At 58.2% G+C, this 25,691-nt stretch carries 24 protein-coding genes; 2 read left to right on the forward strand and 22 right to left on the reverse strand.

What is annotated here, in order from left to right; all coding sequences use genetic code 11:
* Positions 1-200: 200 nt before the first annotated feature.
* Positions 201-1,826, reverse strand: coding sequence for a recombinase family protein (locus HH303_RS05410; RefSeq protein ID WP_169624222.1), 1,626 nt, complete (start codon positions 1,824-1,826; stop codon positions 201-203).
* An 800-nt stretch (positions 1,827-2,626) separates the two neighbouring features.
* Here HH303_RS05410 and HH303_RS05415 point away from each other — a divergent pair.
* Positions 2,627-3,775 (forward strand): ABC transporter transmembrane domain-containing protein, encoded by a 1,149-nt coding sequence (locus HH303_RS05415; RefSeq protein ID WP_169624223.1) that lies wholly within the window; start codon positions 2,627-2,629, stop codon positions 3,773-3,775.
* Between the two features lie 38 nt (positions 3,776-3,813).
* Here HH303_RS05415 and HH303_RS05420 read toward each other — a convergent pair whose 3' ends face one another.
* The 13 genes from HH303_RS05420 to HH303_RS05480 all read right to left on the reverse strand — a co-directional run bounded on the left by HH303_RS05420 (position 3,814) and on the right by HH303_RS05480 (position 17,253).
* The gene (locus tag HH303_RS05420; protein WP_169624224.1) at positions 3,814-4,257 is read right to left on the reverse strand and encodes a c-type cytochrome; all 444 of its coding nucleotides are present in this window, start codon (positions 4,255-4,257) and stop codon (positions 3,814-3,816) included.
* A gap of 28 nt (positions 4,258-4,285) precedes the next feature.
* Positions 4,286-4,957, reverse strand: coding sequence for a TVP38/TMEM64 family protein (locus HH303_RS05425; RefSeq protein ID WP_169624225.1), 672 nt, complete (start codon positions 4,955-4,957; stop codon positions 4,286-4,288).
* 6 nt (positions 4,958-4,963) lie between these two features.
* The gene (locus tag HH303_RS05430) at positions 4,964-6,295 is read right to left on the reverse strand and encodes an APC family permease (protein ID WP_169624226.1); all 1,332 of its coding nucleotides are present in this window, start codon (positions 6,293-6,295) and stop codon (positions 4,964-4,966) included.
* Between the two features lie 14 nt (positions 6,296-6,309).
* The gene (locus HH303_RS05435) at positions 6,310-6,960 is read right to left on the reverse strand and encodes a methyltransferase family protein (protein WP_169624227.1); all 651 of its coding nucleotides are present in this window, start codon (positions 6,958-6,960) and stop codon (positions 6,310-6,312) included.
* Complete coding sequence (locus HH303_RS05440) at positions 6,957-7,142, reverse strand: DUF2933 domain-containing protein (RefSeq protein ID WP_227421593.1); 186 nt, start codon at positions 7,140-7,142, stop codon at positions 6,957-6,959. The genes HH303_RS05435 and HH303_RS05440 overlap by 4 nt, the downstream gene beginning before the upstream one ends.
* A gap of 100 nt (positions 7,143-7,242) precedes the next feature.
* On the reverse strand, positions 7,243-9,471 hold the full coding sequence (locus HH303_RS05445; protein WP_169624229.1) for a copper-transporting P-type ATPase: 2,229 nt from the start codon (positions 9,469-9,471) through the stop codon (positions 7,243-7,245).
* A gap of 141 nt (positions 9,472-9,612) precedes the next feature.
* On the reverse strand, positions 9,613-10,311 hold the full coding sequence (locus HH303_RS05450) for a copper resistance protein B (protein ID WP_169624230.1): 699 nt from the start codon (positions 10,309-10,311) through the stop codon (positions 9,613-9,615).
* Positions 10,308-12,131 carry a copper resistance system multicopper oxidase gene (locus HH303_RS05455; protein WP_169624231.1) on the reverse strand — a complete coding sequence of 608 codons (1,824 nt, stop codon included), beginning with the start codon at positions 12,129-12,131 and terminating at the stop codon, positions 10,308-10,310. The genes HH303_RS05450 and HH303_RS05455 overlap by 4 nt, the downstream gene beginning before the upstream one ends.
* 19 nt (positions 12,132-12,150) lie before the next feature.
* The gene (locus tag HH303_RS05460) at positions 12,151-12,696 is read right to left on the reverse strand and encodes a cupredoxin domain-containing protein (RefSeq protein WP_227421594.1); all 546 of its coding nucleotides are present in this window, start codon (positions 12,694-12,696) and stop codon (positions 12,151-12,153) included.
* Between the two features lie 488 nt (positions 12,697-13,184).
* Positions 13,185-14,621 carry a TraI/MobA(P) family conjugative relaxase gene (gene traI, locus HH303_RS05465; RefSeq protein WP_169624232.1) on the reverse strand — a complete coding sequence of 479 codons (1,437 nt, stop codon included), beginning with the start codon at positions 14,619-14,621 and terminating at the stop codon, positions 13,185-13,187.
* Positions 14,622-14,623: 2 nt separating this feature from the next.
* A complete protein-coding gene (locus HH303_RS05470; protein ID WP_169624233.1) occupies positions 14,624-14,956 on the reverse strand; it encodes a plasmid mobilization protein in 333 nt (110 codons plus the stop codon).
* A 7-nt stretch (positions 14,957-14,963) separates the two neighbouring features.
* Positions 14,964-17,096 carry a zincin-like metallopeptidase domain-containing protein gene (locus tag HH303_RS05475; RefSeq protein WP_169624234.1) on the reverse strand — a complete coding sequence of 711 codons (2,133 nt, stop codon included), beginning with the start codon at positions 17,094-17,096 and terminating at the stop codon, positions 14,964-14,966.
* On the reverse strand, positions 17,086-17,253 hold the full coding sequence (locus tag HH303_RS05480; protein WP_169624235.1) for a conjugal transfer protein TraD: 168 nt from the start codon (positions 17,251-17,253) through the stop codon (positions 17,086-17,088). Before HH303_RS05480 ends, HH303_RS05475 begins: the two co-directional genes overlap by 11 nt.
* Before the next feature lie 42 nt (positions 17,254-17,295).
* Between HH303_RS05480 and HH303_RS05485 the strand changes: the two genes are divergently transcribed.
* Entirely contained in the window at positions 17,296-17,547 is a 252-nt protein-coding gene (locus tag HH303_RS05485) for a hypothetical protein (protein WP_169624236.1), read from the forward strand.
* On the opposite strand, the gene HH303_RS05490 is transcribed toward HH303_RS05485, so the two are convergent.
* Genes HH303_RS05490 through HH303_RS05525 form a run of 8 tightly spaced genes read right to left on the reverse strand, consistent with a single transcriptional unit; the run spans position 17,510 to position 25,689 of the window.
* The gene (locus HH303_RS05490; protein ID WP_169624237.1) at positions 17,510-17,776 is read right to left on the reverse strand and encodes a helix-turn-helix domain-containing protein; all 267 of its coding nucleotides are present in this window, start codon (positions 17,774-17,776) and stop codon (positions 17,510-17,512) included. The two genes, HH303_RS05485 and HH303_RS05490, sit on opposite strands and share 38 nt — an antisense overlap.
* The gene (locus tag HH303_RS05495) at positions 17,773-19,638 is read right to left on the reverse strand and encodes a type IV secretory system conjugative DNA transfer family protein (RefSeq protein WP_169624238.1); all 1,866 of its coding nucleotides are present in this window, start codon (positions 19,636-19,638) and stop codon (positions 17,773-17,775) included. Before HH303_RS05495 ends, HH303_RS05490 begins: the two co-directional genes overlap by 4 nt.
* Positions 19,635-20,597 carry an ATPase, T2SS/T4P/T4SS family gene (locus HH303_RS05500; protein ID WP_169625054.1) on the reverse strand — a complete coding sequence of 321 codons (963 nt, stop codon included), beginning with the start codon at positions 20,595-20,597 and terminating at the stop codon, positions 19,635-19,637. Before HH303_RS05500 ends, HH303_RS05495 begins: the two co-directional genes overlap by 4 nt.
* On the reverse strand, positions 20,597-22,729 hold the full coding sequence (locus HH303_RS05505) for a hypothetical protein (protein WP_169624239.1): 2,133 nt from the start codon (positions 22,727-22,729) through the stop codon (positions 20,597-20,599). The genes HH303_RS05500 and HH303_RS05505 overlap by 1 nt, the downstream gene beginning before the upstream one ends.
* Positions 22,729-23,817 carry a TrbI/VirB10 family protein gene (locus HH303_RS05510; RefSeq protein WP_169624240.1) on the reverse strand — a complete coding sequence of 363 codons (1,089 nt, stop codon included), beginning with the start codon at positions 23,815-23,817 and terminating at the stop codon, positions 22,729-22,731. Before HH303_RS05510 ends, HH303_RS05505 begins: the two co-directional genes overlap by 1 nt.
* Entirely contained in the window at positions 23,817-24,797 is a 981-nt protein-coding gene (locus tag HH303_RS05515) for a TrbG/VirB9 family P-type conjugative transfer protein (protein ID WP_169624241.1), read from the reverse strand. Before HH303_RS05515 ends, HH303_RS05510 begins: the two co-directional genes overlap by 1 nt.
* Positions 24,794-25,519 carry a VirB8/TrbF family protein gene (locus HH303_RS05520; RefSeq protein WP_169624242.1) on the reverse strand — a complete coding sequence of 242 codons (726 nt, stop codon included), beginning with the start codon at positions 25,517-25,519 and terminating at the stop codon, positions 24,794-24,796. The genes HH303_RS05515 and HH303_RS05520 overlap by 4 nt, the downstream gene beginning before the upstream one ends.
* Entirely contained in the window at positions 25,507-25,689 is a 183-nt protein-coding gene (locus tag HH303_RS05525) for a hypothetical protein (protein WP_169624243.1), read from the reverse strand. Before HH303_RS05525 ends, HH303_RS05520 begins: the two co-directional genes overlap by 13 nt.
* Positions 25,690-25,691: the final 2 nt, after the last annotated feature.

The following is a 25,691-nucleotide window of genomic DNA, read 5'->3' on the forward strand; positions in this document are numbered from 1 at the left end:
GGAAGGCGGCTCCGCTCTTAATCATTAGTAAAGGTGCTTTTTGAATAGCCCTTTCTGTAACTGGACTTTGTGAGCCAATCCCTATTGCGTAGTCCTGTCACCGATGTCTTGCTTCTGTATGAGGTCGGCATGCAATCGCCACCTGATTGGTTTTGATTAGGATAAGGCCGACCAATCTAGAAACGCGCGATCACGATGCCTCACGCAATTTTGGCACTGTTCGCATAAGTGCGAGACGGTTCAAACAAGTCCGGCCACAAATCTGCCGCGTCACAGTAGAACGTAGCCCAGCCATCCGGCTTAAGGAAAATCTCGAGACTTTCACCGTGATGTTTCGATTTGATTGGCGACAACTCAATTTTCGCGACCAAATGCTCGATCAACCGTTGAATTAGCCGTGCATATTTTTGATCTAAGAATCTGGCTTCTGCCCGGTTTAAAGCGGTTTTGAGGCGCCCTTTTATCTCCGCCGTTGAATCCGGCACAGAAGGCGGAGGCGCTATTGCCTTGAGTTCGTTCAACCGTGCTTCCAAGTTGACGATCCGCTCAACCGTGCTCCCAGGATTTACACCGTTTTCTACGGCGTCCAACAATCGCGCGTGGCGTTTTTCCAGGTCTCGGATCTCCGTTTCTACCCCTTCATAAGAGGCCCATCGAGGAGCTAACGATTCAACAAGGCACTCTATCCATCTACTTTCAGCATCAATCCGGGCGAATAAGAACTCGAATAGGACATTTTTTAGAACCTCTTCTTTGGTCCCTCGGTTATTCGAGCACTTTCCTTCCTGGAATCGCGCGACGTTGCAGACATACCGTCCGGCATTCGCAATACCCTTTTCTCCGCCGCATTCACCGCAAACCACCAACGACGTGAGCGGCCGTTTGTTGATTGGCCGCCCCCGTATATGCCCGATCTTTCCTGTCGCCGGGGATAGTCGGCGCTCAGCTCGGCGCCGTTGCACCTGTTCCAACAAACTGTCCGGGATAATCTGAAGCTCGGGAACAAAACGCTTGTCCCACTGATCCTTGGGCTTCAGGACATGGCGCGCCTTGCCTGTTCGCGGATCTATGACTTTTCGGCTTCGGTTATAGACGATCCAACCGCTATACATCTCATTGTTCAGTATTCCCTGGCTTCTGGATGGCGCGCCCAGGATCGCAGATACACGCCAGGCTTTTCCGCCCGGACTTGGGATCATGTCCGCATTCAATGATCGGGCGATTTGGTTTGGCGTAGTTCCTGATGCGAACTCCTCGAAGATCCGCAGCACTACAGCCGACTCTTCGGGATGGATCATCCGTAGACCGGTTTCATAATTTCCTCGAGCATCCAGAACGCCTTTCACCACGCGGTATCCATAGCACAAACCGGCCGGGACCCTCCCCTGCGCCAAGCGGCTCTTGTGCGCGCGCCGGACCTTATCCCGCAGGTCCTTCAGGAACACGGCATTCATTGTCCCCTTGAATCCAATATGGAGGTCTGAGATCCGGCCTTCATGGGCAGTCAGAATTGAGACGTCCTGGCATTGGAGAGTCCGATAAATCGACGCGATATCTGCGAGATCGCGTGACAAACGATCAAGTCCTTCGGCGATAATGATATCAACGCCTCCTGCTTCGGCCAATGCGAGCAGATCGATTACGCCCGGGCGATTCAAGGTCGCACCGGTATAGGCCGCGTCGGTGAACACGCCGACAGGTCTCACGACACCGAGCTCTTTCTTCATTAATTCGGTGCAAAGGAAGACCTGATCTTCAATCGACGAGGGATTTTGAAGATCTGAAGAATAGCGCGCATATATCGCGACCCGGCTGCGTCGAGACATCCTAACCTACTGATTCCGTGAAGGAACGAAGGAAAGGAGCTTACCCTCGTTCTCAAGAGTAACAACCCTTTAGCGGTTAGTCGCCGGGGATGCACTCCCTAAATGGTTGCATTCAAATGGTATTCTCAGAAATTCTCAAATTTTCTCGCAATTGACCCGAATTGGGTCTCGAATTCTCAAATCTTCTCACAATTTCTCACGTCGTAGGTTGGCAAGATAGGTGAAGTGGTCCCACTTCTCGAACCGGGCGTATTCGCGGCTTCGCCGCTCAATGCAAATGAGACCATATTTCAGACCTATTGATTCGTGATACTTCTACGCAGTGAGCCGCGCTCCGATTTTGAACATACCGGTTGGGCCTTCATAAAGGCGATAGGGAAATTTCAATGCGAAAGCCCCAAACTATCTGCCTTCACTTCCGCTCAGGTCATTATCTTTGCCGCCGCCCGTTCCAAATTACAGCTATTCCCAAAAGCCATCCCTACAATATCTGGGAGGGCGCGCAAGTTTGCCCCCAGCCGCCGTTCCATTTCTCTCAAACCTATTGAAGATTCGGCTACAACGTCGTCGCTATTCATATAGTAAAATTGATAGAAAAGTCGCCAACCAGAGGCTCCCAGAAAAGCCCCGAATCCGCCTCAAAATAGCCTAAAATCAGGGCTTTAAGTGCCATCCGAGGAAACACGAACCTTCTAAATCGACTCGCAGCTGGTGCATTGGGAGAAAGAATTTCCGACTTACCGCTCGAACCATGCCCAAACTCAGAATCAGCTATTAAATTAAAATAGGACCGAACAGACGTGATCGAACTTGTTCATTCATACGTAGACAACTATTCCGCCTTAGTTAACAACGGATCACACTGGTGGGTTCATACAGTACTATTTTTTACAATGTACGCTCTGCCGCTCCTCCTAGGAGCTCAGATACTGAATTCGATCTTACCGTTTCTTAAGCGTATTCTAATTGCGAAACTTGCGTCGCAACGGTCTGGCTGGATCAGCAAAGCATCACTCGGCAGTTATGTCCTCAAGCATTCGTGGCGGCGGCAAATTAAGCTCGCGGTATTGGCCACGTTATCGCTACCAGCATTGTACGCAAGTCTCGAACTTCCCAAAGTAATAATAAATAACGCCATAGAGTCTGGCCATTATCCAATTAAGTATCTCGTATTCGAGATTACTCAGACTTCAGCACTTATAATTTTGTGTATCTTGTTCTTGGTGGTTGTGGGCGTTCATGGATTTCTTAAGTTCCATGTGAATATGCAGGCCGGAGCGCTTGCTGAACATATTTCGAGGCGCCTGCGGCTCGACATCTCACGAACCACATTCAAAAAGAATCGAAACAAGAACGGTGACCTAATACCCATTATTGTTCAGGAAGTAGAGCCGGTTGCGGGATTCGCAGCGGAATCGATTGTACTCCCTCTCCTGCAAGGCGGAACTTTCCTGACGATTTTAACATTCATGCTAGTCCAGGACGTTGTCCTTGGCCTTGCAGCGATGGCTCTCCTACCCATCCAAATTTATATTGTTCCGAAATTTCAGCGTAAAATCAACATGCTATCCCGTTCCCGACTTGTCGAAGTCCGCGAGTTGGGAGAACGGATTAGCGAACGCAGTGGAATGAGCGGAGAGGAGACCCGGAAAATTTACCTTTCATACAGAGTTCTTCAAAATATCCGCATTGGAATTCACAAGAAAAAATATCTTCTCAAAACGATAAACAACTTCATATCGCAGTTGACGCCATTTTTCTTCTATACAATTGGAGGATACCTTGTGATTTCCGGCGACTTGTCTCTTGGAGCACTGATCGCCGTGCTGACGGCTTACAAAGACATCGGTGCCCCCTTAAAAGAGGTCTTTCGTTACTATCAAGCGCAGGCCGACGCAAATGTCAGGTACAGCGAGATAGCACCGTACCTAAGTAGGAAGCCAGCGTAGGGCGGCCCCCAAAAGTGCGGACCGTCCTAGAGACTTGGCTACATTGTGTGCTTTTCGTAACGGATCCCGTTCGCGGACTGAAGTTCACGAATATATGCTACAATACGAGCAACTTCTTGCGGACTTACGTGCTGTTGCGCAGGCATATCGCCGAATCTCCAGTGGTGCTGTCTCGCCCCCATGGCAACAGCACGATAAAATGCTTCGTCGGAGTGATGGCCCGGGTTGTAAATGTTGTGGATAAGCGGAGGTCCGCTTTTTGTCCCAATCGCATTCATTCCGTGACATTTTGCGCAGGTATTGTTGAAAGACTGCTCGCCTGCAAACGCGACCTCAGAGAATTCTGGAATCACCAAGGTTGCACCAGCTTCCGATGGCTTATCGGCGCTTTGCCGCCATAGGTACGCACCGCCAGCAACTGATGCGATAGCAACGATCGTAACGATCGATTTGAGGCCGAATTTTTTCTTTGCGTCCTTCATAACCTTGTTTCCCTTTTGAGTATTTATTTTATCGGTTTCGTCTTGTGTTGAACAATATGCCGCCGATTGTGAGTAGCCCTAGAGCCCCTAGGGCGAACAGGATATCGATCATGCCACCTTCCGAAGCACGAATACCGGCACCGGCATGCGATAGAAGGAATGTCGCGGGAACCATTCCAAACAGTGTTGAGATTGCGAACCAGCGCCGATGGATTTCCGTCAATCCAGCCGCGTAACTGACAACATCGAACGAAACCGCGGGCAACAGCCGCGTTAACAACACCATCGCAGACAATCCAATTTGCGATTTCGATGTCAGTACCGGTATTGACCGCCCGGATATCCACTCTCTTGTCGGTACGCGCGCAAAACGCCGGGCAATTTCAAATGCTATCAATGCACCAATTTCGGCGCCAACAAGCGCGTAGATGGTTCCCCAGAAATGTCCGTAAGCGGCGCCAGCCGCCAAAGTGATCGGTGCGCTGGGAATGGGGCTGACGACAACGGCGAACACCATGATCAGAACTAGTATGACCGGACCAATCAGGGGATGACGATCAAGTACTGCTATCAAGGATTCCGAAAAGCCCTGGTCATCTTGACCGAAATACAAAAGAAACAGAGCGACGGCCAGGGCCGCGATTATCAATGCCGCGAGCCGGGTTAATCGTTGAGAAAAGATATTTCGCTTCGTACCCATGGCATATCAATGCCCAGACATGCCTTCATCGGTCGGAGCGCGCCATCGCGACAGATAAAAGCGCTCGAAGACGAATACCGCCGCAATCGCCGCTACCGCGTAGACGACAATGGTTGGGTCGTACTGTAGTTTCATCACTGTGAATACGACGAGAACTATCGCGTCGAAAGAAAAGGCTGTTAGCAGGACAAGACCTGCAGCTCCGATCTCTTTTCTTCGAAACCGCCAGACCCCCCAATGCACAGCCATATCCATGACAAGGTAGAAAAATGCGCCCAACGAGGCGATCCTGCTCAGATCGAATAGGACAGCGAGCGTAGAGGCAATTACTACGGTATACACCAATGTATGACGCTGAATTGGCCCTGACATGCCGAAGTGGCTGTGGGGTATCATTTTCATGTCGGTCAGCATCGTGAGCATTCGCGAAACGGCGAAAACACTGGCAAGCACAGCGGAAGCAGTTGCGACGACTGCCAACAAAATAGTTAGTAGGAAGCCGACTTGTCCCAGCGTTGGCTCGGCAGCTTCGGCTAATGAATAGTCTCGGGCAGCAACAATTTTCTCGATTGGAAGGCTCGCTCCAACGCCATATGCGACCATCAGATAGACAATGACGCATAGAGCAATGGAAATGGTAATCGCACGCCCCACATTTTTATGCGGCTCCGTTATTTCCGAACCACTATTCGTAATTGTAGTGAAACCCTTAAATGCAAGAATAGCCAACGCAACCGACGCGACGAATCCTGTCAGGCCGTAAGAGTCACCGGCGCTGGGCTCTGTCGCGAAACCTAAGCCACTGCCCCAAATCGCGGCTCCACCGAATAATGCAATACCGCCAATTTTGATCACAGCCATGACGATCGAGAAAAGACCGATAGACCGGTTCCCGGCAATATTGATCAGAAATGCGAACAGGATAACGGCCACAGCAAGTACAGGAACTAGCGGCCCGCCTTCCATATCGAACGGGCGCAGCAAATAGGTCGCAAATGTGCGTGCAACGAGACTTTCAGCGATGACCATGCTGAACGCCATCAGCAGGGCGGCGCCGGCAGCGATCGCACCCGCCCCATAGCACTTCTGTAGGATCATCGCGATTCCGCCCGCTGAAGGCCAGGCATTCGACATTTTGACATAGCTATAAGCGCTGAAGCTGGTGATGATCGCTCCTGCCACAAAGGCCAGCGGGAAAAGCGGTCCGGCGAGCTCTGCAATTTGTCCGGTTAAGGCAAATATGCCTGCACCGATCATTACGCCGGTTCCCATGGCAACGGCGCCACCGAGAGTGATCGAGCCGGACTTATATTCGTTAGTCTCGTGCATATGGTCCATCGTCTCTCTCATCTTCACGCAATATATGGGCCTGCACCAAAGTTCGGTATGAATCGCGGAACGTGCGCTGCGTAACGATGATAATCCTCCCCAAACCGAGCGTACGAGTCAGCTTCCTCCGATCTTGCAAGACGCACATACATCCATACGAGTGCTGGAAACATGACAAGCGTGAGCAACGTCGGCCATTGCACCAGGAAACCTGCCAGGATGAGGACAAATCCGGCATATTGAGGGTGTCTCACGCGTGCGTATGGCCCAGTGACCGCGAGCTGTCCCGATCTTTGGGCGGCCCAAAGGTGGTGCCAAGCCACCGAGATCAGCCAAAAACCAGCCCCGATCAACGCAAAACTCAGCAGGTGAAATGGGCCGAAGTGCGGGTTTGTTTTCCAACCGAACATCATTTCTGGCAGGTGGCCGCTATCGTGCGCAAACCAATCTATGCCAGGCCAGTTCGATTGTAGCCATCCTGACAGGACAAAGATTGTGAGTGGAAAACCGTACATTTCGGTAAACAAAGCGATGATGAAGGCGCTGAATGCACCAAAACTCCGCCAGTCTCGAGACGTTTTCGGCTTGTAAAAGCTAAAAGCGAAAATGATGAAAACGGCCGAGTTCACAATCACCATCAGCCAAAGACCATAGGACGGGCCAGCTTCATTCATGCCTTGTCCTCGTCAGAGTTGCGGTTGCTACCGTGACCACCGTGACCACCATGCATAAAAAAATGCATGCCGACGCATATGAGGATCGGCAACCAGATGACCCAATCGCTCCCGGCGATATGAACGCGATGTTCGTAGGCCAGCATTAAACCTGCGACGACAATCAGGACGACAAGCGTCATGCCTGTTCTCGATCGCAAGAAAGGTACAAGTTGGACCTTATTATCCGATTGAGGGTCTCTGTCGGGCGTCGAGGGAACGCTCATTTCGCTTCTCCTGTTTTCAGATTTTCGCACTGCGCAGTCGTAACGAGTTCAGCACAACAGAGATGGACGAGGCGCTCATCGCAAAAGCCGCAAACATGGGACTGATCAAAATCCCGAAGAATGGGAATAGAACACCCGCCGCCACTGGCACACCCGCTGCGTTGTATATCAACGCGAAGAAGAGATTCTGGCGGATGTTGTTCATTGTCGACTGCGCAAGTCGCCGCGCACGTACAATTCCGTCCAGATTTCCTTTCACCAAGGTAATTCCGGCGCTTTCAATCGCGACATCCGCCCCGGTCCCCATTGCGATCCCCACATCGGCTTGCGCGAGGGCTGGAGCATCGTTCACGCCGTCACCAGCCATCGCTACCTTTTTGCCTGCCGCTTGAAGGTCGCGAATGATGCGCGCTTTGTCTTCAGGCAGGACATCTGCGCGGATTTCATCGATGCCTAGCTTTGCTGCCACGGCCGTTGCGGTCCGTTCATTGTCTCCGGTTGCCATGATGATCCGAAAGCCGAGCTCATGGAGCGCTTGCAGCGCCGCTGGCGTCGACTCCTTCACCGGGTCGGCGACACTGATAAGGCCGCCCAAGCGACCATCGACAATAACGAACATTACAGTCTCGCCTTCGTCGCGGCGGGTGTTCGCAACCTCCGAAACCGAACCGCCATCGATGCCCAGATCGTGGAGCATTTTTGCGTTACCAAGTGCAACCGACTGGCCTGCGATGCTTCCCTTAACCCCCTTCCCGGTGACGGCCTCGAAATCCGTCGCTTCCGTCAGCGCGACGCTTTTCTCCTCCGCACCGCGGACGATGGCTTCCGCGAGAGGATGTTCTGAACCCTTTTCCAAGGTCGCCGCGAGCCGAAGCACATCTGCTTCATCGAAGCCGTCTTCCGGCAAGACCGCGACCAACCTGGGTTTCCCTTCCGTCAACGTTCCAGTTTTATCGACAATCAACGTGTCGATTTTCTCGAACCTTTCGAGGGCTTCGGCGTTTTTGATCAGCACGCCGAGTTGAGCGCCCCGCCCGGTCGCGGTCATGATCGACATAGGAGTCGCCAATCCCAATGCGCATGGGCATGCGATAATCAGAACTGCGACCGCTGATATAAGTGCATATGACAATGCGGGGTTTGGTCCCCATACTGCCCACCCTACAAACGCCAATGCCGCGATCCCGATAACTCCCGGCACGAAGTAACCGGCGACCATATCCGCATACTTTTGGATAGGCGCGCGAGATCGCTGAGCCTTTGAAACCATGTCAACGATCTGAGAGAGCATCGTGTCGGCCCCGACCCTTGTCGCCTCCATGATAAAGCTGCCGGTTCCATTAATTGTAGCGCCAGTCAATGGATCGCCGGGCGTCTTTTCGACCGGTACCGGTTCACCCGTAATCATGCTTTCGTCAACGGACGAACGCCCGTCCAGCACTACTCCATCCACCGGGATCTTTTCGCCCGGCCGGACCCGTATCCGGGCACCAATCTCGACATCTTCGAGCGCTATTTCGTGTTCCTGTCCATCGGGCCCGATAACTCGAGCGGTTTTTGCTGCTAGATCCAAGAGCGCTCGTATCGCTTTGCCCGTGCCTTCCCGAGCCCGCAATTCCATAACCTGACCAAGAAGTACAAGCGTGACGATAACTGCAGCCGCCTCGAAATATACGCCCACATGTCCATCCGCGTTTCGGAACCCGTCCGGAAACACCTCTGGCCATGCCACGGCTACAATGCTGAATGCCCAGGCTGACGAAATTCCCATCGCTATAAGCGAAAACATGTTCAAGTTGATTGTGCGGAAAGAATTCCATCCTCTTACCAGGAACGGCCAACCGCACCACAAAACAACGGGTGTTCCCAATGCCATTTCGATCCAGAGTGTGGTTCGTTCCCCAAATATGTCTCTAACGCCGCTTAATCCGACAAATGGTCCCATGGTTAGAATAAGAAGCGGCAAGGTCAGGATCGCTCCGCCCCAGAACCGTCTCGTAAAATCCACTAACTCCAGGTTTGGGCCTTCTTCAGCCATATTGCCGCTTTCCAACTCCAACCCCATGCCGCAAATCGGGCACGAGCCCGGGTTCGGTTGCCGAACCTGAGGATGCATCGGACAGGTATAAACAGGACCGGTATGGCCTGGTGGAACCTGGTCGAACTCTCCGTCGGCGTCCGTCTTCGACTCGTGATGACAGTGGTCATGGCCTTTGGCTTGATGGTGGCTATCGTGTCCGGACATGCTCGTCTCCTGCGGTTTGGAACGAATGTGACGTATCCAGTCACTGGAAGGTCAATGCTGATTTTGCGATATTGCCGTGCGATAACCACACGGTTCTTTTTGCGGACCCCAGCGAAACTGATTTCGCTGGGGTCATTCGCCTTAGAACAGCATCTTTAAACCGGTTACGAGGTATGTAGCGTCCCGGCTTTTTCCGTCCTCAGATCGATAGCGTGCGGTATCGCCATATGTACTTTCGTAATGCACACCGACATAAGGCGACAGAAGGCGGTCCACGAGATCATAGCTTAATCGCAGGCCGATTTCGCTTTTAATTCCCCCGGCACCGAGTCCGATTACAGGATCGTCCTTGAGCGGGAGCGTCACTTCCCAACTTGGTGTAAGCGTCACCCGGTTCGTGATCAGTCCTTCATAGTCGATTTCGGCGCGGGCGAACGGTTTGTTCGAAACATAGAGGTCCATATCAACTTCGAACCATTGCTTCGCCAGACCATGAAGTCCGAGCACGCCATAAAAGCGATCCGGCCCTTTCGGTGTCGAAGCGAGAACACCGACAACGCCGTCGAAGAATGTCGAGACCGGGATCTGCACCCTCGCTTGGTTGTCGAGAACCTCGAAACTGCGTTCGTCCGTTGCATATTCCGCCTCGCTTCTCCACACGAACTTCATTTCGTCTGTACCCACGAGAGCATCGAAATCCCACGCGTAGGCGTTTCCGTTTTGCTCCCCCAGGCGGTACTCGAATTTCTCGACATCGACCCCCCAAATTAAAGGTTCCGCCGACGCTGCCGTTACTCCGGCGAGAGTAAAAGCTGCCGCTATAAGAGTCCGTTTAATCATTGTACACCTCCCGCCAGGATGTCATTGCCGGATGCAGCAGCTTGTTGATTGGGGCCGCCTTCAACAACGACTTTCCGGAACATGCCGCTATCAGCATGGTAGGAAAGATGACAGTGGAAGGCCCACTGACCCGGTGCGTCCACCTCCGTCTCGGTGTAAACGGTCGTTCCCGGCGCGACGCTGATCACGTGTTTAACAGGATCAAATTTGCCGTTTCCATTGTCGAGAATGGACCACATGCCGTGCAGATGCATCGGATGCGCCATCATCGTCTCGTTGACGAATTTGAACCGCACTCTCTCACCGTATTGAAGGACGATCGGATCTGCGTCGGCATACTTTACGCCGTTTATAGACCAGATATATCTCTCCATATTTCCTGTGAGTCGAAGTTCTATTTCCCGCGTTGCCTCTCTATCCGGGTAAAGAGGTTTCTGGGCCTTCAGGTCAGCGTAGGATAGGAACTTGCCATCATTGTAGGCCGTAGGCGTCAATCCGCTGCCAGGGGCGTAGAACGGGTCTGCCGTATCTACGGCCATACCGCCATGTGCCGAATGATCCATTCCCTCCATGCTGCTGCCATCGGGCATGACATGAGCATTTGTCGAAGACATGCCTTGGCCCATCGAATTATGGTCCATGCCGGACATCATTTTCCCATCCTGCATTACATGTTCACCCATAGGCATGCCGGACTGACCCATGGTGCCGTGGTTCATAGCGCCATTGTCCATAGCCATGGCACCATGATCCATTCCTTCATGCGCCATTCCCATATCAGCCATGGTCAAGAGGGGCGGTTCGCGGAGCATAGGAACCTCGGCTGTCATACCTTCCGCAGGAGCAAGGGTACCGCGCGCAAAAGCGGAACGGCTCATGGATTCAGCGAACAAAGTGAAGGCCTTTGCCTCCTTGGGCTGAACGATGACATCATATGTCTCAGCGACGGCAATTCGGAATTCGTCGACTTTAACGGGCTGAACGTTGTTGCCGTCCGACTGCACGATTGTCATTTGCAGCCCCGGAATACGGATGTCGAAATAGGTCATTGCAGACGAGTTGATGAACCTAAGGCGGATTCGTTCTCCCGGCTCAAACAACCCGGTCCAGTTCGCCGTCGGCCCCATACCATTGATCAGAGGAGTCACACCCTGAAGGTCTTCTATGTCCGTTGGCATCATCCGCATATCGCCCCAATCGGCGCGGTCCGATAAGGTGGGTTCGAGACCTTTGCTGTCGACGTCGGACAAAAAGTCCATGAACGTCCGTTGTTGACGGTTGTAGTAGTCCGGCATCATTTTCAGGTTTCGCATGACACGCGAGCCTGAATGGGGGTGTGCATCGGTCAACTGTACGACGTATTCACGGTCGAATCGGAAAGGTTCTCGGCCTTTCGGCTCTATAACGATTGCCCCGTAGGCCCCATCCGGCTCCTGAAACCCAGAATGGCTGTGAAACCAATACGTGCCGCTCTGCACGATCGGAAAGCGGTAGGTGAAGGTTTCGCCCGGTTCGATGCCGGTATAACTGATACCTGGGACGCCGTCCTGCTCGAATGGCAGGATCAACCCATGCCAATGGATTGATGTCGACGAAGAAAGGTTATTGGTGACATTGATTGTCACGTCCTCTCCTTCTTTGAAGCGAAGGACAGGACCAGGTGAGGTGCCGTTGTATCCGATACCGGTACGCGTGAAATCGCCAGTATCGATCGTCACTTGGTCAACAGTTAGGTTGTATGTTTCGGCCTGTACCGCCGTCATCGGCGGTAGCAGACCGATCCCGATCACAATGACCGGGACCAGCCGCGTGAGCTTCATGTCAGATAGTTCCCGTTCGTCAGTGCGAAAGCTTGATTTGACCCATCATCCCGGAGTCGTAGTGCCCTGGAACGTTGCAGGCGAATTCAAGTTCAGCGTGTTCGGGAAACTGCCAGACGATCTCGGCTTCCTGACCCGGCTCCAATAACGCACTATTCGCATCGTCATGCATTCCGTGTCCCATCGACTGCTGCATCGCCTTCGCGGCATCCCAGTCGATACGATCGGAAAGGAGCACCCCGTGCTCCATCATCATCATCATCTCCGACTGATGGTCGGCATGCATAGCGGCTGTTCCGATATTGAATTCGTGAACGAATTCGCCGCTATTCTTGATGACGAATTTTACGGTCTCGCCTTCTTTGATCGAGACATTTTCCGGCTCGTAATAATTGTCGAACATCTCGATTTGGATGGTCCGTGTAACCTTTGAAGGGTCGCCGGGCTGCCCAACCTCTCCCATCATGCCGGAATGTCCCCCAGCGGCGATCGCCGAGGACGTAGCAAAGGAAACTGCGGACACGAGGATGCTGGCCGACGCAATGCGGCTGAAAGCGGTCTTCATTCTTGAAACTCCCAGATAAACTTGACGGTTGCCTGTCACAACAGGCCGATTTTTCAAATGGCGGGAACCGTCAGGCTCTAGGAGGGCGGGGGTCCGATGGGATGTTTCGGCCCATCAGAAATGTGTCTTCAGTGAAAAAACTTGCCTCACCGACCGCAAATTTCACACTCGAAGTTTGAGGAGTGCCGATGGCCAACGGAGCACAGTTGCCGCCGAAGACCATGCAGTGAAAGTCCGCTATCGGGCAGGGAGACGAGTCCTGATCCAACATCCGATCAATCTTACCGGAAGCCATGTGGTCTGCGTGGTCGTTAGCCTGCGCGTTCGGAACCACGGCACTCGCCATCGACATGACGAACGCCCCCAACACGATTAGCTTGAGCAATTTGCGCATCCACATGAGAGCTTTTATGGTGTGGTGGCAATGATAAGTCAATAGCGACGGCATCACACGGATTGGTCTTCAAGATGTTATTCGTTGCGACTTCCTATCTTATCTTTGTCATTTCCTGGACCGTAACTTTAGAAACCCGCCAAACATAACGATTTGCGCCGAATCTCGCTCGACCAGGCCATCTTCCGGTACTCTTTTTAGCCATTTCGTCTCCGAGAGAAATCGAAATCACGTCGCCCCGCTTCACCTTCCCTGCCTCAACCGCTTGCCCGAGGTCGTTCCCCCAGATCGTCGCCGGTGCGCGATCGCCTGTCCGGATCGTAACGAAGTAAGAGTCCGGAGCGCCCTCTTTATGTCGATAAGGTGCCTTGCCGTGGTCAAGAAGGATCGTCTTCTCAGGCACCTTCGGCTCCATCGAACGAGCCGCCGCACTTTTGGCGACCTCCGAGGTCCTTCGCGCGGGTCTCGACGCATCTGCCCCCACCAACAGATCCAGCAGGCCTCGATGACTGAGGATCAGCGCCATCGCGAGCGGATCGATCAGCGCATCTGCATAGAGAAAGGCCTTCCAGTTTCGATAGAGTTTCCCGACCAGGCTCGGCGCCTTCGCCTGGCGTCCGCGCATTGTCACATAGTGCCGCCACATCGACCCCATGCCCGCCAGACGCTTTGACGGCCGCACCCGGTTGAACCGGGTCACTTTTGCTGGCGCCGTACGCCGAGACGGCTCGAACGCGCCTAGCTTCTCCTCCAGGGCCTTCCGGGAGAAGTTCCGGCCAAGCGTGCTGGCCTTGATTCCCTTCCCGCCTTTGAGCGTCAGCAGCGCCAAGCCGTTACCGCGTTTGGCAAAGGCGAGGCCTTCCTTCGCGGCGAGGTCCTGGAGCTGCGCCCAGGTCGTCGCCTGTCCAAAGACCTCAGCCAGACGCTCACGGTGCTCCAGGATCTTGCGCTCCGTCGACGCCTCCCAGGTCGTCGCCTCGTAATCGCGTGCCTTGGGCGTCAACAGGCGTTCGATCGGGTCCTTGTCCTGGGTGATACCGGGCTGAAGCCCGTATTTCTGCTCCATGGCGCGACAGGTCCGGGCGAGCGCCTTAAAATCCTGCCTCGGCTCGTGGATCGTCAGCTTCTCCGGGTGGATCTTCGAATAGGCAATATGGATGTGATAGTGATCCGTATTGTCATGGGTACCGGCAACACGGGCGTGATCCTCGAAGCCGAGCGCCTGGGCGAAGTGCCGCTCGATGTCCTTCAGCACGTCCAGCTCCGGCTTTTCGCCGGCGGCGAAGCTGACGACGAGGTGATAGGTCTTGTCGGCCTGGGAACGGGTATTGAGACTATGCGCCGCCATGATCTCCTTTACCGCCAGGTCGAGATCCTCCCGCTCCGTGCCGGCATCGGCATTCACGATCCACAGATGATCGAGCTTCTCGTCGCCCTCCTTGGCGGCCGCGATGTAATAGGCGCGCTTGGAGAAGGGCGGCGGTTTTCCCGCCGCCCTGTCCTTCTTTTCCATAACCTTATGCGCGATCATCGCTAGATTGTCCGAACGATGGCCTTAAGGCGGTCCTGAAGGACCCGGATATCGCCGATGAGCTCCTCGACGGAGCAGGTCCCGTCCGGCGTATCCGTCCGCCATCCGTCGTCATCGAGCGCGAGGCGCAGCAGGTTGCCGAGCCGGGCCTGGTCCGCATTCACCTTCAGGAGATCGCGGATCGTATTCGCCCGCTCCGGCGCCGGTACCGAGAGGCCCGTCACGATCCGGCGGATGTAATCGGAGATCGAGAGATTGGCGGCGCCGGCCTTGGCGACCAGCTCCGCCTTCTCCTCGACCTCCAGATAGCACTTGGTGAGTTTCTTCTTTCCCATGGTGCCGTCACATCGCCAGGGACTGAGCGCGTCCCGCCGTCTTGCGCTCCCCCGCGTTGCGCTCCGGAGAGCCCGAGCGCGGCCGGCCGATCACCGCATCGAAGATATCCTTCACGACCGCCTTGCCGGCACTCCGGGCTTTGTCGTTGAAGTCGGTCATGCCGGCCTCGCGCTCCGCCGGCGTCAGACCCGGATTGACCGCGATTCCGCCGACCGCCTTCGCCGCCTCCTCACCCTTGCGGAGACCGGCGTTCCGGTCCTTGGCGTGATCGTCATCGGCAGCGACGAAGATCCGCGCCTCGGGATAGGTCTCCCGGATCGTCTCGGCCACGGGGCGTAGATTGCCGGCGTCAAAGGCTACGACGACGGGATAGCCGGTCGCCTCGTGGATCGTTGCCGCCGTCGAATAGCCCTCGCCGATCACAACGGGGCCTTTCGCGTCGATCTCACCGATGACGTGATAGAGACCGGCCTTGCGGCCACCCTTCAGGAAGCGCTTTTCGCCTTCCGGCGAGATCCGTTGGATGTTCCAGGTCTTCCCGGCCGCATCGCGCAGCGGCACCATCAACTGACCTGTCGCATCTTCGAGCAGACCATGCGCCGCCACACCCTTCGCCAGGAGATAGGGATGTTCGGGCGACGGCGCTCCTCGTTCCGAGGCGGTCCGCCATTGCACGTCGCTCCAGGTCGCGGCGAGCTCCTGCCTTTCCTGAAGCTCCCTCTCCCGCTCCACCCGGCGTTCCTCGACCGCACGGCGGGCGCGATCGATCTCCTCCTTGGATAGCGTATTGCCGGTCGCAACCCATTTGAGGGATTTCTCGCCGGTCTTGAAGTTCATCGCTTGGCCGTTCGGTGCCCCATCCAGGAAGCCGCGATAAGAGCCGGATTTCTGGCCGGGCTTGTCGCCCTCGACCGAGACGCGATGCCAGTCGCCGTCCATCTGGGGGGCGCCGTCGATCTGGAGGCCGGCGTCCTGAAGGAAGATTGTAAACTCGGCAACAGGATCGACCTCATTGCGCGCCTTGTCGCTGGGCGTGACCCACCGGGCCAGCTGGTCGAGATCCGCCCCGTCCGGCGCGTACCAGGATTTGGCGCGCTTGTCCCATTTGGCGCCGGCGGCCTTGGCAGCTTCCTTTTCCTCGAAGGGGACCGTCAGGAAGTGGCGGGTTTTGCTCTCTGGCTCGGCTGTCTGCATGGCCTGCTCCTGTTGCGGGGATTGAGTACGGCCCTGCTGGGCGATGCGCTCCAGCTCCTGGCGGCGCTCCGGCTCCATCACCCAGGACCGGATGATCTCGGCATCCCGCGCCGCGCGGAACAGCACGTTGCGATCCTCCTTGATCGCCTTCAGCCAGGAGCCGACATAGCCGGCATGGCGTTCCGGATAATGGCCGAGCGACAGATCGCGGCCGACCATATAGGCCGACATTTCCGCGCGGAGCTCCTCGATCGCATAGGTCTCGGACCCGAAGGGACCGAACTCCCGCGCGAGCCGGCTTTCATGGCCGCTGGCATGTCCCAGTTCGTGCAGCGCCGTTGCGTAGTATTCGTAGGCGCTCGGGAAGGCCGCCTTATGCGGCAGATGGATGCGATCCTCCCTCGGCGTGTAAAAGGCGCGGTCGGCCTGATCGTGACGGATATCGACACCGCCGGCCGCCAGAACCCGTTCCGCCTCCTCGACCGGCTCGAAGCGGATCGGCGGGGCCTGGAACGGTTCGATCCCGTCGATCTGGTCGCCGTTGAAGACATTGGCGTAGAAGACCTGCGGCCGCTCGAGGCGATACTCGACCGTTTGCGGCTTCCCGGCCTCATCCAGCACCGGCCTGCCGTCCCCGTCGAGAAGGGCGCTGCGCTCGGTCCATTTCCAATACTCGACGGAGGTCGATCGCTCCCCCTTTCGGACCTGGCCGCCCAACTCCTGCGCCTGGCGATAGGTCAGCCAACGCGGATCGACCCAGCCCTGCAGTTCCAGCCACCAGGCATTGATGCCGCGATAGGGCTTGTTGGAGATCGGATTGAATGGCGCCGAGATGCCGACATTGGGCTCCCAGGGTTTCTGCCAGGAGGCCTCGCCCTGTTCGATCAATCGGGTGAACTCCTCGGCGACGGTCTCGCGGAAGGGTTTGCGGGTGTCAGTCGCCATCGCTCAGCCCTCCGGACTCGCGCGCCGTCTCTTCGTCGAGCGCATCCTCCTCAAAGGCCCCCATGGCGCCGGCCGCCTCCGGATCGACCGAGACCGGCACGCCTTTCAGCGTCAGCCGCTCGATCGTCGCGATCTCATCTTTCGGATCTGTCGTCATACCCTCTTCCTTTCCTGATTTATTTGTTCTAAGTGTGTTCTCATGATTGAGTTACGCGCCGTTTCCATCGACCTCCTGCGCAAAGCCCGTATCCTGGTGGCGAAGCCGAACCATCCCGGCAGCGGTGTGCCGGCACTGCGGCGCGAAGTTTTGGCCGGGTTGGACGAGGCGATCGCGAGCGCCGCCCCGCGCTTGGCAGGCCCTTTGGCACCCCATTCCACCCCCGATCCGGGGTTCACAATGGATACAGACCCGATCACGCCCCACTCCCTTCCTGACGAGGGACGGCGGTGAACTTGATCCCGTCTAGGAACCAGCGGACCTCGACACCGAGCCGTTCGGCGAAGGTCAGGAGTTCCGAGTTCCGCATCTTCCGGAAGCCGAGTTCGTAATCCCGAAGCGTCTCCACAGCGACGCCGGTCTCCTCGGCGAAGACCTCCCGGCTCAATCCGGCTTCCTCGCGCCGCAGCCGCAACCGCGAGCCGACCGCATAATCGATCTCGCTCATGATGCGTTTGGTCATGCTGTCCCTCCCCCGTTCAAAGCCTGTTCGTAACGATCAACCGGCGACAGGGTCGCAGCCGGCGTCGGCGGCGCGGCCGGTTCCGTCGGCACGGTCTCCTCACCTTCCACGCCCGGCCCCGGCGCCGGCATGCGGGCACGACGCAGCAGTTCCTTGTCTTGGAAGTAGAGGGTCTGTCGGCCCAGGATCGGCGCTGAACCGGACGGGAAGATCAGCATGTCGCCGGCGCGCGTGGCGTTGCCCTTCCAATCCTTCTCCAACCCGCGCAGTTTCATGCATTCGTCGACGGTCATAAGCGGGCGCGTCGTCTCCTGAAGGCTTTCCGAGACGCTGCCGATCGCAGACCCGGCCGCGCCGGACCGCGACCGCTTGCGCTGCACGACGGTGGTGGTGCCGGCCATCTTGGAGAGCGTCTCGGCCGTCTCGACCTCGTTGGGCGCGGCGGCGATCCGGATATGGCAATTGGCCGTGATCGCCTCGTCGCGGCCGTATTCCTTCCGCAACTGGCGTAGGTCCTGGATGATGATGAAGGCCTTCAGCCCGTAGCCGGCCATGAAGGCGAGCGCGCGTTCGAAGATCTCCAGCTTGCCGACCGACGTAAACTCATCGAGCATCAACAGGAGACGGTGCTTGTATCCCTTGAGGCTGCGCCCCTCGCCGAAGGCCATCTCCGAGGTAAGCCGCCGGAGGAACTGGTTCATCAGAATACGCGTCAGCGGCCGCAACCGGTCGATATCCGACGGCGGGATGACGATATAGAGCGACGCCGGCCGATCGCCGTTCATCAGATCGTCGAGCCGGAAGTCGCTTTCCGCGATATTCTTCGAGACGATCGGATCGGCATAGAGCGCCAATTGCACGGCGGCCGAACTGTGGACGCCGGAACGCTCCGGATGCGCCTTGATGCGCATCTTGGACGCGCCGCGACGGACCTCGTCATCAACGAGATCCAGACCATGATCGAACGCCAGAATGTCATCCAGGAAGGCGTCAAAACTGTCTTCGCCGCCGGCGCCGCCCTCGCCGATCGAGACCGCCGACATGAACCGGTTCACGTCCTTCAGATTGGCCCGCCGGTCGTCGTCGCGCTCGACGCGGTAGGTCACATGCAGGATGACGACGGAGAGCCATTCCCAACCGGACTGCATCCAGAAGTCCTTCAGCCCCTTGCCGTCCGGATCGATGATCATCGAGGCGATGTTCTGACAATCCTCGATAATGTGGCCGGAACCGACCCGGACTTCTCGAAGCGGGTTGTAGCGGATCGATCCGACCGGGGCCGTCGGCTCAAAGCGCAGGATGCGCTGTCCGATGGAGGCGCGATAACCGGCGGTCAGCGCATAGTTCTCGCCCTTGATGTCGAGCACCAGGACCGAGTCCGGCCAGGTCAGCAGCGTCGGGATGACAAGCCCGACGCCCTTGCCGGACCGGGTCGGCATGAAAGCCATGACATGCTCCGGCCCGTCATGGCGCAGGGTCTGGATCTTGCGCCAGGTCTTCCAGCCCCCGACCACGACACCACGCGGCGAGAACAAGCCCGCCTTGCGGATCTCGGAGACCCTTGCCCAGGCGGCGGAGCCGTGCAGCGCCTTGGAGCCGCGCCCGCCATGCAGGGTCGCTGCCGAGGCGCGCGATGCGAGGACCAAGACGACGAGAGCGCCGAGGATCATGCCGCCACCGGCGTAATAGGTCGGATACAGCAGGTCCGCCGGCAGACCGCCGGTCCGGCGCACCACCTGCCAAAGCCATTGCCACCATCTTGCATCTTGCCATTGGAAGCCGATGGCTTCGCGCCACCGCCACAGGACGAAGACGCCACCCAACACCGGAAGGCTCAGAAGCGAGAGGCGGATCGCGATCATGCGCCGGTCTCCTTCCCGTCCTTCAAGACGAAGCGGTCGGCGCGCGGCTCATAGATATCGGTGATGCGGCGGAAGCCGGAACTGTCGCGCTTGATCTGCACCACCACGTCGACCAGTTCGGAGAGGAACTCCGGCACACGCGGCATGGTCTCTCCGGACCAGGCGATGTTCTGATCGAACTTGCGATGGATCGCTTGATGCGGGCTCTCCGCGTGGATCGTGCACATGAAGCCGGTGACGCCGCTATTCAGCGCCGCCAGGGCCGCAAAGGCGTTCTGCGTCGAGATCTCCCCGAAGACGATGTGATCCGGCGTCGCGCGCATAAGGTGGTCGTAGAGCTGACGCCAGGTCTGGAGACCGGTCGCGTGGCTGCCGCCCTCCTCCCGGGCCGCGATCAGGCCGACGCCGTCCCAGAACCGGCCAAGCGACAGTTCGGGCGTATCCTCGACCCCGATCACCCGGCGATGGTCCGGAAGACCGGCCAACAGCATGTTCAACAAAGTCGTCTTACCGGTATTGGTCGCGCCCGAGACGATCAGGTTGCGCTCCCCGTCGACCGCGTCCGTTAAATAACGAACCACCGCCTCCGATGCCCCTACCTGATCCCAACTCGGCGTGAAGGGATGTTTGCAACGGATCGCCAGCGACAGGCCGGACTGGACCGACGGGCCGACCAGGCATTCGAAGCGATGCCCGCCCGGCAGCACGCAGGAGAGTTTGGGTCGGTCCTCTCCGTTAAAGCCCAGGCCATGATAGTTGCCGAGCGACCGCGCGACCGCCTCGACGGCCGCAAGCGTCAATCCCTCGTCCCTGACCGCTTGCTTCCCCGTTCCCCGCCGATCGGTGATGACGATCCCGGGCTTGGTCATGCGGATCTCGACGGTCGCCGGATCGTCGTAATGGGCCGAGAGCGGCGCCAGGGTCTCGCGCAGCAGCGGGCTGATCGCGATGTTGCCCATCACCAGCCCTCCGCCTGGTTCCATTCGGTCGTGGAAGAACCGAAGTAGACAGAGCCGTCAGCCGAGAACCCGTCGCGCGTCACCAAATTTGGGTTGGGACTGCACCCAGCCGCTTGATAGATGATGGTGTGAGAACTGTTGGACACCTGGACAATAGCTTGCCCGTCGTCACGCTGAAGCACCCGCTCTCCGCGATAAACTCGATAAATCACCTGATTGCTGTAACCGTAGGAGCATCCGCCCGATTGCGAATATTGGCTCCCGTCGACGTAACGCCAGGTCGGGGTCTGAACGACCGAAGAACAGGCGTCCTCGGAATAAGGAACACCGTCCCCGATCGGCTTCTTGTAATCCGTCCCATCCGGTCGCTCATGGATTTCATAAACTGTTGTCAGCCGCAGCGCATCGCAGCCGGCATATTCCGACTGTCCGTTCCATTCCGTGACACTGTTTTGGAAGACATAGGGCTGCTGGACGGCACCGTTCAGGACCGTCGCCGTCGTGATGTCATAGCGGCCGGAAGCCGGTTCGATATAGACCGTGCTCAGCGGCAGCGCGTAGAGCTGATCGTCGTGGTTCTGCCAACCGTTGGTCTCGTGCTGATGCGGCACCGCCGCCAACACGACGGATTCTTGGCATTCCGTAACCCGAACCTGTTTGCCGTCTTCCGTAAAATAGTACCGATCCTTCGGATAGGACCAACCGCCGGCGACGTCGTGGCGCCACAGCGCCGGGCTTGCGCAGCCCTCTTCCGTCCGTGTGACCGTCTTATCCGCATCCGGCGTGCAGTCGGTAATGAAGGCCGGAACCTCGTCGACCGTGATCCGGATCTTCTTCTGCGCGGCGATCGGTTCGCCACCCGCATCCGTCACCGGGCTGCAGAGGCTCTTCCCGCTCCCGTCGACATAGACCGATTGATGCGGATAGACCGTCTCGATATCGGCGCAACCGCCATGCTGATATTGGATGCCGTCCAGCTCATAGGTCCAGGCCGCCTGCTGCACGCTCTCCCCCGCGTCCCAATCGTGCCGGATGCCGCAAACCGTCGTGCTCTTGACCAGATCGACCGGCGCCTCGCTTTCCGACGCCGCGCAGCCGCGCGCCTCGACCTCCTTATTCGTGTGATTGACGTAAACCAGCCGTTCCTGAGGGGTCGCCGTCTCGGCGGTCACATCGACTTCGATCTTGCAGGCAGCGGCCACGATATCGAAGACCAGGTCCTCGTCCGCCAGACAATCGTCGCCGACATCCTGACGGTTGCCACCGCCATCGACATAGTAAGGCTGATATTGAGCGGTCGCCTTGCGGGCCTCCAAATCCTCGTTGTAAGCGCAGGACGCATAACTCCGCTTGATCGGATAGCTCACGCCGCTGTCGGAGCATTCCGTCTCGGAACTCACCACCCCATCGGTCAGCGTCAATCGCTTGTTCTGGACCTTTGCCAGTTCCGCATCGAGATCCACATCGATGAAGCAGCCCTCCGTCGTGATCATCGAGGTTTCGATCGGATCGGCGCTTTGCGTCACCGTGACGGCTTCAGGCGTTTTGTAAGAACCCGCCTGATCGTTCTGCGTCCCGCTGCCGCCGACTTCCCGCGCCCCGTTATCCTCCGCCTGGACGATCTGCTGCGACTCTTCCTCCGAGGGTGCCCCGTCCGGCTCGGCCAATCGGCGCAGGGCCGCGACCAGTTCCGGCCCGTCCCCCTTGATGGTGACGGATTGCGTGTTCAACGCCGCGTCTTCCAGATCGAACTGGGCCGCGAACTTCTCCGGCGTCAGCGCTTCCTGCTTTGCCCCCTTGGCAACGCCGGTCAGCACCACCTGGCCGATCTTGCGCCCGTCCACATCGACATAGCGCGCAAAGCCCTTCGCGGTGACGCCGGTCGCCAGCCCGGGCTCCGCGCCCGGCACCGAGACCAGGCTCAGATCCACCGCGACCGGCTCACCCGAAGCCAGAGGCACTACCGCCGGCGACCGGGCAACGATATCGACGAGCTGCGTCAGACTGTCCTCTGACGTTCCTGTCGTTTCCGCCGGTTCTGAGGATGTTGTCTGTGCCAGGACCGGGACGCTCAGCGCCGGCGCCGGCAGAATAAAGCCAGCCAGCACGGCGGCCATGAGATGCCGTTTCATCATTCTCCACCTTTCACTTGCTTGAGATACCAATCGAACTGCGGCCGGATCTGGACGCGCGTTCCCTGCGCCACCGTGACGATGGGCTTCAGATTGACCGTCTGTTCCAGGATCGAGGCGGTGATCTCGCCGAGCTTCTCGCTCAGCTCCTGCGCGCCCGTATCCGCGATACTGGAGATCGCATTGCCGTCATCGGCCACCGCCGTCGCGGCGCTTGCCAGACGCACGGCCCCGGAGATACCGGCCAGGACAAAGGCCGTGCCGTATTTTTCCCAAAACCGCGTATCGACCTCGCCGGTGATCCCGCCGCGTCCCTGCACATCGCCGACCGTCGCCTTCAATTGCAGGATCTCGGCCCGGTGCCCCGCGATCAGGATGCGCTTGCAGGTCAGCGCGATGCGGGTTTCGCCCAAATTCTCCGGGCTCTTGTAATCGCAGATCAGCCGCGAGCCCTTGGGGATCAGAATATGACGGTCGTGATAGCCGAAGACCGGACGGCTGGTCTGAATGATGACCTGCCCGCCCTCTTCCGAGCTCACCTGGCTATTGATCCCGGTCTCGACAATCCCGCTGATATAGCGATCGGCCGTCACGATCCGCGCATTGTCGACCGGCCCGGTCGAGATCCGGCCTTCCGCCTGATAATGCTCCTCCGGGATCGGCACCGGCGGCGGCGCGATCGCCGCCAGAGGCCTGGCGCTCAACGGATCGATACCATCGAGATCCGACACGGTCGACGCGGCGATCCGCACAAGGCCCGTATCCTCCGTCGCACGGGCCGGGAGCGCGGCCGCAAGCGCCAGACGGAACGGGTTCGGCGCCGGCGGCTCAACGAAGACCGGCTCCGGCAGTGCCACAGGCAACGGCGCCACGGGCGCGGCCTGTTCGCGTATGACGATCGGCGGGAAGTTTGGGGTCGGCGCCGGCGCGGGCGGCGGCGGTTCGGCTACCGGTTCGGGCGGTGGAGGTGGCGCGAAGGTCCAGACCTCCTTGTCCTCCGCCGGAAGATCGACCGCCTCCGGCGGGGCGCCGGGCTTGCAGATCCCGCCCAGTGTCAGGCCGAGCGCCAAGGCCGCTTCGCAGAGCATCACGCCGCCCCTTCCGGATAGCGGATGCACAGATAGCGCGCCCCGGATTTGAGCGTGATGAGACGCTGCGTGCTCTCGACGATGAAGGTCGCGCCCTGGACGCGCGTATTCACCAACTCGTCCACGCCGTCGACGGTCACATAGGCCGTCGGAAGCTCCACATCCTTCCACGCCTGACCGAAGCGGATATAGGTGAAGTAGTCGTCCCTAAAGACCGTCTCCGGCCGGAGCCCGTCATCGCCCCACAGCTCATACTCGCCCCAGCCCCGCAACCTGTCCGGATCGAAGCGCGCCTCCTGGACATAGTCGCCTTCTTTGCTTTCCGGGGCGGCGGTTTCCAGCCCGTCGATCGCCTGCGCAAGATCGCCGGCCGGCCGGCCCGCCATCGAACCGGATGATGACATCGAGACCGAACCGACAAGATCCGGCCCGTCCTTCTCGATTCCGCCGACCAGGCGCACGACGAAGTCGGTGATATTCTCCGAGTTGAAGGCCTCGGCCCGCAGATAAAAAGGATAGACTGCGCCCGATGTCCCATAGACGACGAGGTTCGTATCCACCCCCATCGTCAGCGGCTTGACCGCGATCAACCGAGACGATCGCGATTCCACCTTGAAAGCCGCCGTATCGCCGAGATCGGCCGCCTTGAACATCTCGCCATCCGGCAGTTCTAGGACCGTGACCATCTGTTCGCGCAGCCGGACCTTATACGTACAACGCGCGCAGGCCTTGTATTCGAAGACGGCGCTGCCCTCGTCGCCCTCGTCCCAGGCCTCCTGGATCTGTCCTCCGACCCGCGCCCGGCGCATCGCACCGAACTGCCCGTCGGCCTGCGCCTCGGCCTGCCGCACAACATCCTCGGAGACCGGCATGGGCGGCGGGTCCGAGGATGGTGGCGGTGTGAACGGGGTTTGTGCCAGGACCGGGCCAACCGGCAGGCACGACAGAAGGAACGCAGCGGCGAGAAGGTCGCGCTTCATGAATTTGCCCTTTCTTTGAGGGAGAGATCGAGGACCGTAATACCCAGCGGGTTTTCGAAGCGATCCGCCTCGCGCACCGTCTGCGGCCTGGTCGTAATAGAGAGATAGGCACGGATTTTCCGGGTCTCGACCACAGCCCCCCGTCGGGTATCGGTCTGGACCAGGTCGACCGCGTACTTGAAGACGCCGCCATGGAAGCTCTCGATCCGATCGACGCTTTCGACGGTGATCGATCGTGTCAGCCCGGTATCGAGCGCGGCCTGAATCGCGCCGCTGTCGATCCGCTCCTTGCGGAAGCGTTCGTAAAACGCCTTGTCCGACATGGCGAAGGCCTGGCGGAGCCGTTCCGTCTGCGTCACCGGATCGATCTCCAGGAGCGAGCGGACATACCACCGTGCCTTCTGCTCCAGCAGCAGACCGAACCCGTCGACGGCCTCAGAGATCGGCTCGATCCGGATCAACTGGTTCTCGACCGCATCGTGCCGCACCAGGGCGATCTCCGTCGTCTTCAACGGGAAGAGATGCGAGAGCGCGGTCAGCGCCGTCGTCAGCGACAGAGCGAGAACCACATTGGTCGCGGCGGAGATGCGGAGCATCCAGGCAAGCCGGCGATGCGCGATCTCGAAGCTGTAGGGATCGGTGCGGCGCACGGCATCATGCCGCCCGGTCACCGCCTCACGCCGCCGGAAGAGTGCCCGCCCGGGAAGGCTCAGCTCAACCATTCGAAGCCGCTCCCGTCATAATCCAATTGAAGGCAGGCGCAGGGGCTCGGCCGCATGAAGTCCGCCCCATCACCGTTGTTGCGGGGCATTTCCGTATTATTCGTCGTCTGGCAGCCGCACACGGCCAAAAGCGCCAGGCCGGCCGCGATCAGGATCGGGAGCCGATGCATGG

Origin of the sequence: Pacificispira spongiicola (assembly GCF_012926505.1) — a bacterium.
In the GTDB taxonomy this organism is placed as follows: domain Bacteria; phylum Pseudomonadota; class Alphaproteobacteria; order UBA8366; family Aestuariispiraceae; genus Pacificispira; species Pacificispira spongiicola.

What these genes read in the sequence shown, in the direction of transcription:
- HH303_RS05410 (WP_169624222.1), bottom strand. Translation starts at nt 1,826, where the DNA reads ATGTCTCGACGCAGCCGGGTCGCGATATATGCGCGCTATTCTTCAGAT.
- HH303_RS05420 (WP_169624224.1), bottom strand. Translation starts at nt 4,257, where the DNA reads ATGAAGGACGCAAAGAAAAAATTCGGCCTCAAATCGATCGTTACGATC.
- HH303_RS05425 (WP_169624225.1), bottom strand. Translation starts at nt 4,957, where the DNA reads ATGGGTACGAAGCGAAATATCTTTTCTCAACGATTAACCCGGCTCGCG.
- HH303_RS05430 (WP_169624226.1), bottom strand. Translation starts at nt 6,295, where the DNA reads ATGGACCATATGCACGAGACTAACGAATATAAGTCCGGCTCGATCACT.
- HH303_RS05435 (WP_169624227.1), bottom strand. Translation starts at nt 6,960, where the DNA reads ATGAATGAAGCTGGCCCGTCCTATGGTCTTTGGCTGATGGTGATTGTG.
- HH303_RS05440 (WP_227421593.1), bottom strand. Translation starts at nt 7,142, where the DNA reads ATGACGCTTGTCGTCCTGATTGTCGTCGCAGGTTTAATGCTGGCCTAC.
- HH303_RS05445 (WP_169624229.1), bottom strand. Translation starts at nt 9,471, where the DNA reads ATGTCCGGACACGATAGCCACCATCAAGCCAAAGGCCATGACCACTGT.
- HH303_RS05450 (WP_169624230.1), bottom strand. Translation starts at nt 10,311, where the DNA reads ATGATTAAACGGACTCTTATAGCGGCAGCTTTTACTCTCGCCGGAGTA.
- HH303_RS05455 (WP_169624231.1), bottom strand. Translation starts at nt 12,131, where the DNA reads ATGAAGCTCACGCGGCTGGTCCCGGTCATTGTGATCGGGATCGGTCTG.
- HH303_RS05460 (WP_227421594.1), bottom strand. Translation starts at nt 12,696, where the DNA reads ATGAAGACCGCTTTCAGCCGCATTGCGTCGGCCAGCATCCTCGTGTCC.
- traI (WP_169624232.1), bottom strand. Translation starts at nt 14,621, where the DNA reads ATGATCGCGCATAAGGTTATGGAAAAGAAGGACAGGGCGGCGGGAAAA.
- HH303_RS05470 (WP_169624233.1), bottom strand. Translation starts at nt 14,956, where the DNA reads ATGGGAAAGAAGAAACTCACCAAGTGCTATCTGGAGGTCGAGGAGAAG.
- HH303_RS05475 (WP_169624234.1), bottom strand. Translation starts at nt 17,096, where the DNA reads ATGGCGACTGACACCCGCAAACCCTTCCGCGAGACCGTCGCCGAGGAG.
- HH303_RS05480 (WP_169624235.1), bottom strand. Translation starts at nt 17,253, where the DNA reads ATGACGACAGATCCGAAAGATGAGATCGCGACGATCGAGCGGCTGACG.
- HH303_RS05485 (WP_169624236.1), top strand. Translation starts at nt 17,296, where the DNA reads ATGATTGAGTTACGCGCCGTTTCCATCGACCTCCTGCGCAAAGCCCGT.
- HH303_RS05490 (WP_169624237.1), bottom strand. Translation starts at nt 17,776, where the DNA reads ATGACCAAACGCATCATGAGCGAGATCGATTATGCGGTCGGCTCGCGG.
- HH303_RS05495 (WP_169624238.1), bottom strand. Translation starts at nt 19,638, where the DNA reads ATGATCGCGATCCGCCTCTCGCTTCTGAGCCTTCCGGTGTTGGGTGGC.
- HH303_RS05500 (WP_169625054.1), bottom strand. Translation starts at nt 20,597, where the DNA reads ATGGGCAACATCGCGATCAGCCCGCTGCTGCGCGAGACCCTGGCGCCG.
- HH303_RS05505 (WP_169624239.1), bottom strand. Translation starts at nt 22,729, where the DNA reads ATGAAACGGCATCTCATGGCCGCCGTGCTGGCTGGCTTTATTCTGCCG.
- HH303_RS05510 (WP_169624240.1), bottom strand. Translation starts at nt 23,817, where the DNA reads ATGCTCTGCGAAGCGGCCTTGGCGCTCGGCCTGACACTGGGCGGGATC.
- HH303_RS05515 (WP_169624241.1), bottom strand. Translation starts at nt 24,797, where the DNA reads ATGAAGCGCGACCTTCTCGCCGCTGCGTTCCTTCTGTCGTGCCTGCCG.
- HH303_RS05520 (WP_169624242.1), bottom strand. Translation starts at nt 25,519, where the DNA reads ATGGTTGAGCTGAGCCTTCCCGGGCGGGCACTCTTCCGGCGGCGTGAG.
- HH303_RS05525 (WP_169624243.1), bottom strand. Translation starts at nt 25,689, where the DNA reads ATGCATCGGCTCCCGATCCTGATCGCGGCCGGCCTGGCGCTTTTGGCC.